Annotated in this window: 6 protein-coding genes; 1 reads left to right on the top strand and 5 read right to left on the bottom strand. The window is 58.3% G+C overall.

All coding sequences use genetic code 11. The annotated features are described in order from the left end of the window. Positions 1–305 precede the first annotated feature (305 nt). Positions 306–650, bottom strand: a complete 345-nt coding sequence (locus tag FHS89_RS08500; RefSeq protein WP_184010594.1) for a Spx/MgsR family RNA polymerase-binding regulatory protein — start codon at positions 648–650, stop codon at positions 306–308. Positions 651–677: 27 nt separating this feature from the next. Next, positions 678–1,892, bottom strand: coding sequence for an O-antigen ligase family protein (locus FHS89_RS08495; RefSeq protein ID WP_184010592.1), 1,215 nt, complete (start codon positions 1,890–1,892; stop codon positions 678–680). Between the two features lie 234 nt (positions 1,893–2,126). Here FHS89_RS08495 and FHS89_RS08490 point away from each other — a divergent pair, with 234 nt between their 5' ends. Next, positions 2,127–2,336 carry a cold-shock protein gene (locus tag FHS89_RS08490; RefSeq protein ID WP_184010590.1) on the top strand — a complete coding sequence of 70 codons (210 nt, stop codon included), beginning with the start codon at positions 2,127–2,129 and terminating at the stop codon, positions 2,334–2,336. A 257-nt stretch (positions 2,337–2,593) separates the two neighbouring features. Here the strand turns inward: FHS89_RS08490 and FHS89_RS08485 are convergent, their stop codons facing one another. The 3 genes from FHS89_RS08485 to FHS89_RS08475 form a co-directional block, all read right to left on the bottom strand. Then, complete coding sequence (locus FHS89_RS08485; protein ID WP_184010588.1) at positions 2,594–3,580, bottom strand: hypothetical protein; 987 nt, start codon at positions 3,578–3,580, stop codon at positions 2,594–2,596. A 108-nt stretch (positions 3,581–3,688) separates the two neighbouring features. Then, positions 3,689–4,597, bottom strand: a complete 909-nt coding sequence (gene thyX, locus FHS89_RS08480; RefSeq protein WP_184010586.1) for an FAD-dependent thymidylate synthase — start codon at positions 4,595–4,597, stop codon at positions 3,689–3,691. A gap of 284 nt (positions 4,598–4,881) precedes the next feature. Next, on the bottom strand, positions 4,882–6,912 hold the full coding sequence (locus FHS89_RS08475) for a PhoX family protein (RefSeq protein ID WP_184010584.1): 2,031 nt from the start codon (positions 6,910–6,912) through the stop codon (positions 4,882–4,884). Positions 6,913–7,092 lie beyond the last annotated feature (180 nt).

The raw sequence follows: 7,092 nt of genomic DNA, 5'->3' as shown, positions 1-7,092 counted from the left end.
AGTGCCGGATATGCAAACTTCTTCAATCGATCCCTAAAGACCTAACCAAAACCGCCCACATATCCCTTCATCAAAGATATATATGTCAAAGAGCTGCTCTTCCGGCTGAACCGGCCACCTGGCCAATTTCGCTTTGGAGCGTCCCGTCTGCGTCGTTGCTGTGTAGCGCGTCGCCTCCGGTGAAGCGGTGTATATGGAGAATCATTTGGGCCCGCAACCGCTTTTTTCGCAGAAATGTCATTTTTTGCAGTGCGTCATTTTCTTGTTTGTTGACGCGGGGTTGTGCGCAATTTTGATGCGTCAGCCTAAAGACCAAGCTTCGATTGCACCGCAGGCGTCCAGCCCAGATGGATCGCGTCCTCCGCCATGATAACGGGCCGCCTCATCAGCGTCGGATGGGCCATCAGGAGGCGCACCGCGCTCGCATCATCGCCCGCCTGCGCACGCTCAGTCTCGGTCAAGCCACGCCAGGTGGTGGAGCGTGTGTTGATTGCCGCCGCGCGCCCTGCGCCAGCGATGATCGTTTCGATCTGTGCTTCCGTCAGGCCATCGGCGCGGATGTCCACGGCGTCGTAAGACACTCCGGCGGCATCCAGCGCCTTTCGCGCCTTGCGGCAAGTGTCACAGGTTTTGAGGCCAATGAAAATCATGACGTCTCCTTAAGCGAAAAAAAGGGGTTAAAGCCGGATCGCCCCTCGGCGCAGGATCAGCATGCCGATTAAGACGGTCGCAAGCAGTCCGAATTGCCACCACGAAATCCACGGATACCGCCCCACTTCCATATGACCAAGGGCGGCGGCGATCGCGATCATCCACAGGCTGCCCTCGCGCGGCGCCATGGATTGCAAGGGTTTGAGGAAAGACACCAACAAACCAAGCCCAAGCACAAACGCAGCAATACCCATCTCAAACCATAAGGCGAGGCTCAGGTTATGCGGATGCGTGGACGTTTCTGCGGCCCATGCGCCCAATTCCGTCACATAGGGGACTTCGGGGATCAGATGGCTGCTGTGAAAACCATATCCCAGCAGCGGCCGCTCAAACAGCCCTTGTAGAACGGCGGTCCATATGTCGATCCGCGCGGTGATCGCGGCGACAGAGAGGCTCTCTGGCAGTCGCGCAAAGATGCTCTCGAATCCCGGTCCGGCCCAGATCATTCCCAGATAGACCAAAACGCAAAACGCCATCAGTGGTCGGACGATCGACTTACCAGTGATCAAAAACAGTCCATAGACGACCGTTCCCGCGCACATCATCACCTGCGCCGACATGCTGCTGGTGTAAAAGCTCGCAACAAGTCCGAGCGCAATCAGCCCAAGGGCCGCGATCGTCCGCTCGCCCAAAAGTCCGACCATCGGCCAGATCAGGACGGTCAAAACCATCATCGCCGAATTGTGCCGATGATAGCCGTCAAAAGATATGTTCAGAAGATGATGCAGAACGAGCGTGTAGCGATCCAGGATCACGAGCCCAAAGGACAGCACCAACAGCGCCAGCAGACCCGGCCCGACCCAAAACCGGGCCTGCGTTTCCACCGCGATCCGTTCAAACGCGATGAAGAACAGGCCGGCAAACACAATCAGCCCCAACACTTCAATGAGGCCGGCGCGCGTCTCAGCCGCGTTGATCGACCACATGAGGCTCAAAACAGCCCAACCAACCAGCCCCAGCCCAAACAAAACCGATGTGCTGCGCCACTGGCCAAGCCGGTGCCGGGCGTGCAGCCCTGCCCCGACACTCCCGCCAACCAGAAAAACCGCGCACAACACCATGGACAGGACCGTGCTCAAGGGCGACAGGAGGGTTGTAAGGGGAAAGGCAACCAAAAAGCCCAGACCGATATTGATCATGACGCGCCAAAGGCCGCGCGCAGGTGCCATATCTGGTGTCATGAAGCCCTCCGAGCCGCTGGATTGCGGCGAGGTAACGATCCGCCCTCAAATATGTCAAGAAGTGTGCACACGCAGACAAGCCTTGCATTTGTATGGCTTTGCCCCCATGTGTGCAGTGTGAAACAGACTTCTTACGACCGCCTCCTAGACATAACGGCAGCCGGATAGACTTTGAAGCGCCTGCTGCACCACACCGCCGCATTTCGTGGGCGGGGTTTATGAGGAGATACGGGAATGGCCACTGGCACCGTAAAATGGTTCAACACCACTAAAGGCTTCGGCTTTATCGCACCGGATGATGGCGGCAAGGACGTGTTCGTGCACATCTCTGCTGTTGAGCGCGCTGGCCTGTCCGGCCTTGCCGACAACCAGAAGGTCGAGTTCGAGCTTGAGCAGGGCCGCGATGGCCGCTCCGCCGCGACCAACCTGTCCGCCGTCGATTGATCGACGCCTTGCGCGCCTGACGCGCAGGAGATGAGATAAGAAAACCCCCGGTGCCCATGGCATCGGGGGTTTTTGTTTGGGATGGGCAAATGCTGAGCCAGTCCGGTGGCCGTCCGAAGGGGGGCCGCGCTGACCTTGCCGCGAAACACTTTATCGCGCCGCCCAGCCCGACCATGCCGCTTTACCCGACCGCCGAAAAGCGGCCGCCCTGCGGGTCGGACGGCCGCTGGACTGGCGGCTTCGCCTTGATTCCAGTCCTATTGGGAGACCTTGAACCGCCGACGAATTGCGAACCCTGATAGGAGGATCATCCCCGCGGAGAAAACACCCTGAAAGGTTTGAAACGCAGCAACCCACGACGAGTCTGGTACGACCATCCGCCGCGAGGAAAGGGTCGCGAACGGAGATATCACCGGTTCAAGCGCACCAACTGCCGCGATACGCAACCCGCTCCAAGGATCGCACAGCACCAAACTCGTCCGCCACCCTACTAACTGCGCATCTGACAAAGCGACACTAGCGCCAGTAAGCAAAATCAACACAAAAGACAGACCAAACAGTAGCAATAGCCAATAAAGCGGCCGAACTGGTGAGAATCCAAAATCGGAGAAAAACCCCCAAAACCAAAGGATCCTCTTGGTCAATCCCGTCTCTTGTACCTGCTCTATGGCAAGCTCGTTTCGTCGAGCGATGTGAGCTAATGCAGAATCGTTCCTCCTATTGGCCCAATCTGCCAAATAAGCGAAAGAGGCGCGATTAGGGGCTTTAAACCCCTTTAAAAGCACTTCTTCAATTCCCCCCAAAACGACACTTCTGTCAAAAGTGGTACTTCCCTTGATCTCTATTGAATGCGCATTCAGTTCGCGCGGGAATAAAAATGTGCCAATCGAGCAGTTTTCTATGACAACTTTTAGATTATCGACCGGCTTTTGATTTTTAAATTCGATTTGACCAATTTCGCAGTTCTTTAGCTCGACAGTTTTCGCACGACTGTCAAATTCAATAATTCCAATTTTACATTTATAAAAACTGCAACTGCATTCACCGAGACCGACACGCCAAAACACATTTTCCCGAAAAGCAGCATCCACAGAAGTCGAAAGATGTCGAACAACTCTTCCTATTTTCCCAAAAATAAGCTTCCCGATTTCTGGCTGACCGCTTGGTCGAGAGATGCGGATCTCTAACTCCGTTTCATCTTGTAGTGTTGCCGCTTGAATAAGTATTTCATCAGCGCTTACCACTCTATTATATCCTGTACGAGAATCACCGATTACAAACTTCCCAATCGGCGGACTTGCGCGCGGCCTTGGTATGACTTTCTCGAGTGTTGGCGGATAGGAATGCGTCATTTACCGCCCCAACATCCCCTCAAACTCGCGCCATTCGCCCTTGCTCATGCCGCTCGTCTCTTGGGTCACGGCCTCGCCTGCCAGCATCCGTTTGACGCACTCAAGCCCCTTCGCGGACAGGTTCACGCCACCCATCCGGTAATCCTCGAACGCGGCATAGGCGGCGGGCACCCAGTCTTTCGTGACCCCACACATCGCATCCGCATAGGCGCGGATCTCATACTGGGCATGGGCATCGGCGCGCAGGCGCAGGAAGTGGAACAGGTTGTGCAGGTCAATCTTCCAATACCATTGGGTATAGATATTGGCAGGCAGGTTCATCCGGGCCAATTCGCGCGCCAGACCATCCTGCCCATCCTGTGACAGCATCTCCTCGTAATGGTCATAGGACCGGCCCGCGTCGGCCTTGAGCATCTCCAGCACCCGCGCGGCTTCTTCCCCCTGCAACACAGCGCCCCTGCCCTGATTGTTCACCGTGCTTTGCGCGGCGAGCTTGTCCGGCTCAGGGATATAGAATTCGCGGTCAAGGATCGAATAGCGCGCCGAGTATTCATTCACATTCGCCGTGCGATGCCGGATCCACTGGCGGGCGACGAACACGGGCAGTTTAACGTGGAATTTTACTTCGCACATCTCAAACGGGGTCGAATGCCAGTGCCGCATGAGATAACGGATCAGCCCCTCATCGTTTTGCACCGCCTTCGTGCCCTTGCCATAGCTGACGCGCGCGGCCTGCGTGATCGCAGCATCGTCGCCCATATAGTCGATCACCCGGATGAACCCGTGATCCAGCACCGGGATGGCCGTGTAGAGGTGTTTCTCCATGCCCTCACTGACCGCGCGCAGCGTCGGGCGCGGGGTGGCGCGCAGGGCGTCAATCTCGGCTTGTTGGTCTGGGGTGATGGACATGGCTCGGCTCCTCGCGATTCTTTGGGACACTATATGTGGTATGAGCCAAGGCCGGGAGCCCCTAATGGCCCGGAACCAAGGCGAAGCCGCCGGGCCGCGCCCTCCCTCCCCCATGGGAGGGTGCATCGCGACCGATCAAACAGTGGCGCGCGTCGGTCGATACGGCGAAATAAACCGATCCGCACACCTGTATCAGCGCCCACCCGAGGGAGAGCGCGTCCCTCTGTTCCAAACAAAAAGGGGCCACGGTTTCCCGCAGCCCCGGTTTGTTTCACGCAGAAACGTTAGACAGCGATCTTACCGCCACCTTGCTTGGTGACCACCACCACAGACGGGCGCGGCGGCATTGCGGGGTCGAAATCGGGCCAACGGGTTGCCGGATCCTCGAAGGTCGAGTCCCGCTCGAACCCGACCAGATCGCGGGTGCCGTCCGTGCCGGGGTGCTGCACGGCAAGGAACAGCGTCTCGGCATTGTCCGTGAAATAGGGGCCACACAGCTCCCCACCCACCGGGCAGCGGAAGAAGAGCTTGGAATGCCCGCGCTTCTCCCCTTCGGTTTCCAGCGAGTAAAGGCCATCCGATTTGCCGGTCTTGCCCCAGTTGCCGCCCTGATCGGTGGAGATCCAGAGCCGCCCATCGGCGTCAATCGCGCAGTTGTCGGGGGAGCCGAACCAGCCGTTCTCTGACGTTTCGGGATGCCATTGCGCCCCGACTTCGGCCACTGCCGGATCACCGCATTTTACAAGGATGTCCCATGTGCCACGGGTTGCGGAATGGTTGCCGCCCTCTTCCTTGATCTCGATGATATGGCCGAACGCGTTGTCGGCGCGCGGGTTTGCGGCGTTCTCATCCCCCGGTTTGCGGCGGGTGTTGTTGGTGAGCATGATATAGGCCGTGCCGTCGCCGCGCGGCTGCGCGTCCTCCGGGCGGTCCATCGGAGTGGCCCCCAAGAGATCCGCTGCCATCCGCGTGTCGATCATCACATCGCCCTGATCGTTGAACCCGTTGAGCGCATTGAGCGGCCCATTGCCATGCACCAGCGGCAGCCACTCGACTGTGCCATCGGCATCGAAGCGCGCGACATAAAGCGTACCTTCAGACAGAAGGCGCGAGTTCGCGGCCTTGTCATCGGTCACGACGCCATCGGACACATACTTATACTGGTAATCAAACCGGTTATCGTCGCCGGAATAGATGACGAGCTTGCCGTCAGACGCCACGGTCGTCTCTGCGCCCTCATGACGGAAACGGCCAAGTGCTGTGTGCTTGACCGGTTTGGCCGTCGGGTCGGTCGGGTCCACTTCGACGATCCAGCCGTATTTGTTCGGCATGTTCGGCTCTTTGTCGATGTTGAAGCGGTCATAGTGCTGACCCCAGGCATACCAGCGGCCCGGCACGCCGTAACGCTTATAGGACGCGGCTTCCGGGTTGGTCTCGTCGATCACGATCTTGCCTTCGGCATCCACGTTATCGGTCCAGAAATAGCCGTGGAAGTTTTCCTCGGCCATCAGGTAGGTGCCCCAAGGGGTCATGCCGCCTGCGCAATTGTTGATCGTGCCGATCACGGACATGCCGGTCGGATCATCATTGGTTTTCATCCGGTCATGGCCTGCCGCCGGGCCGGAGAAGGTCATCTCCGTGTTCAGCGGCGTGATGCGGCGGTTGTATTGGCCATCGCGCACGACGGACCATTTGCCATCCGCCCCTTGCGCGATCTCGACCACGGTGCCGCCATGGGCCGCCATTTCGATATCGACCAACTCTTTAGTCATGCCCTTGAACCCGTCGCGGTCCTGACGGCCAAGGCCGGGGAACATCACTTCTTCATTGGTGTATTCGTGGTTCACGCACAGAAGGCCACGGGTGCCCTCGGCATTGAGCGGGGCGAAACCAACATAATCATTGTTGTAGCCAAACTGCTTGAGCTGCGCTTCTGCCGTCTGGTTCATCACGTCGAACTCAGGCGCATCCGCAGTGATCGGATCGCCCCAGCGCAGCAGCACGTCAGCGTTATAGCCGTCCGCGATGTGGTGGGTCGCGTCATTGCCCCATGCCAGCTCTTCAAACTTGAACCGGTCGCCATGCCCCATCGCCGATGCCTGCTTGGGTGCCACAAGGGCGGAGGTGCCGAACAGGGCCGTCGCGGCGGAAACGCCAAGCACGCCGCGCAACACATCCCGGCGGCCATAGCGCTGGTTGATCACGTCACCGATGGTGGTTTGCAGGTTAGGGTTGGTGGGAATGTCGTCGAACGCCTCGAACGCTTCGGCCTTGTTGCCATAGCTGGGGTCGTTGATGATTGCCTTGCGATCCATTGAATGCTCCATGCTGAACGGGCCCGGGCGGTTGCCTTGGGGCCAACTGTGCTCAGCCATAGCCGCGCTCTATGACAGTAGCGCAAAGGTTGTATTGCGGAAATGCGACGCTGCCCGGACCTCACGCAATCGGGTTTTGACCTTGGCGGAGGAAGCCTTAGGTTGGACAGGCAACACCGA

This window comes from Rubricella aquisinus (assembly GCF_014199445.1).
GTDB lineage: Bacteria > Pseudomonadota > Alphaproteobacteria > Rhodobacterales > Rhodobacteraceae > Rubricella > Rubricella aquisinus.
This window is presented reverse-complemented; position numbering and strand designations above follow the sequence as displayed.

Excerpts from the sequence above, each read along its gene's own strand:
- FHS89_RS08500 (WP_184010594.1), bottom strand. The coding sequence starts at position 650 with ATGATTTTCATTGGCCTCAAAACCTGTGACACTTGCCGCAAGGCGCGA.
- FHS89_RS08495 (WP_184010592.1), bottom strand. The coding sequence starts at position 1,892 with ATGACACCAGATATGGCACCTGCGCGCGGCCTTTGGCGCGTCATGATC.
- FHS89_RS08490 (WP_184010590.1), top strand. The coding sequence starts at position 2,127 with ATGGCCACTGGCACCGTAAAATGGTTCAACACCACTAAAGGCTTCGGC.
- thyX (WP_184010586.1), bottom strand. The coding sequence starts at position 4,597 with ATGTCCATCACCCCAGACCAACAAGCCGAGATTGACGCCCTGCGCGCC.
- FHS89_RS08475 (WP_184010584.1), bottom strand. The coding sequence starts at position 6,912 with ATGGATCGCAAGGCAATCATCAACGACCCCAGCTATGGCAACAAGGCC.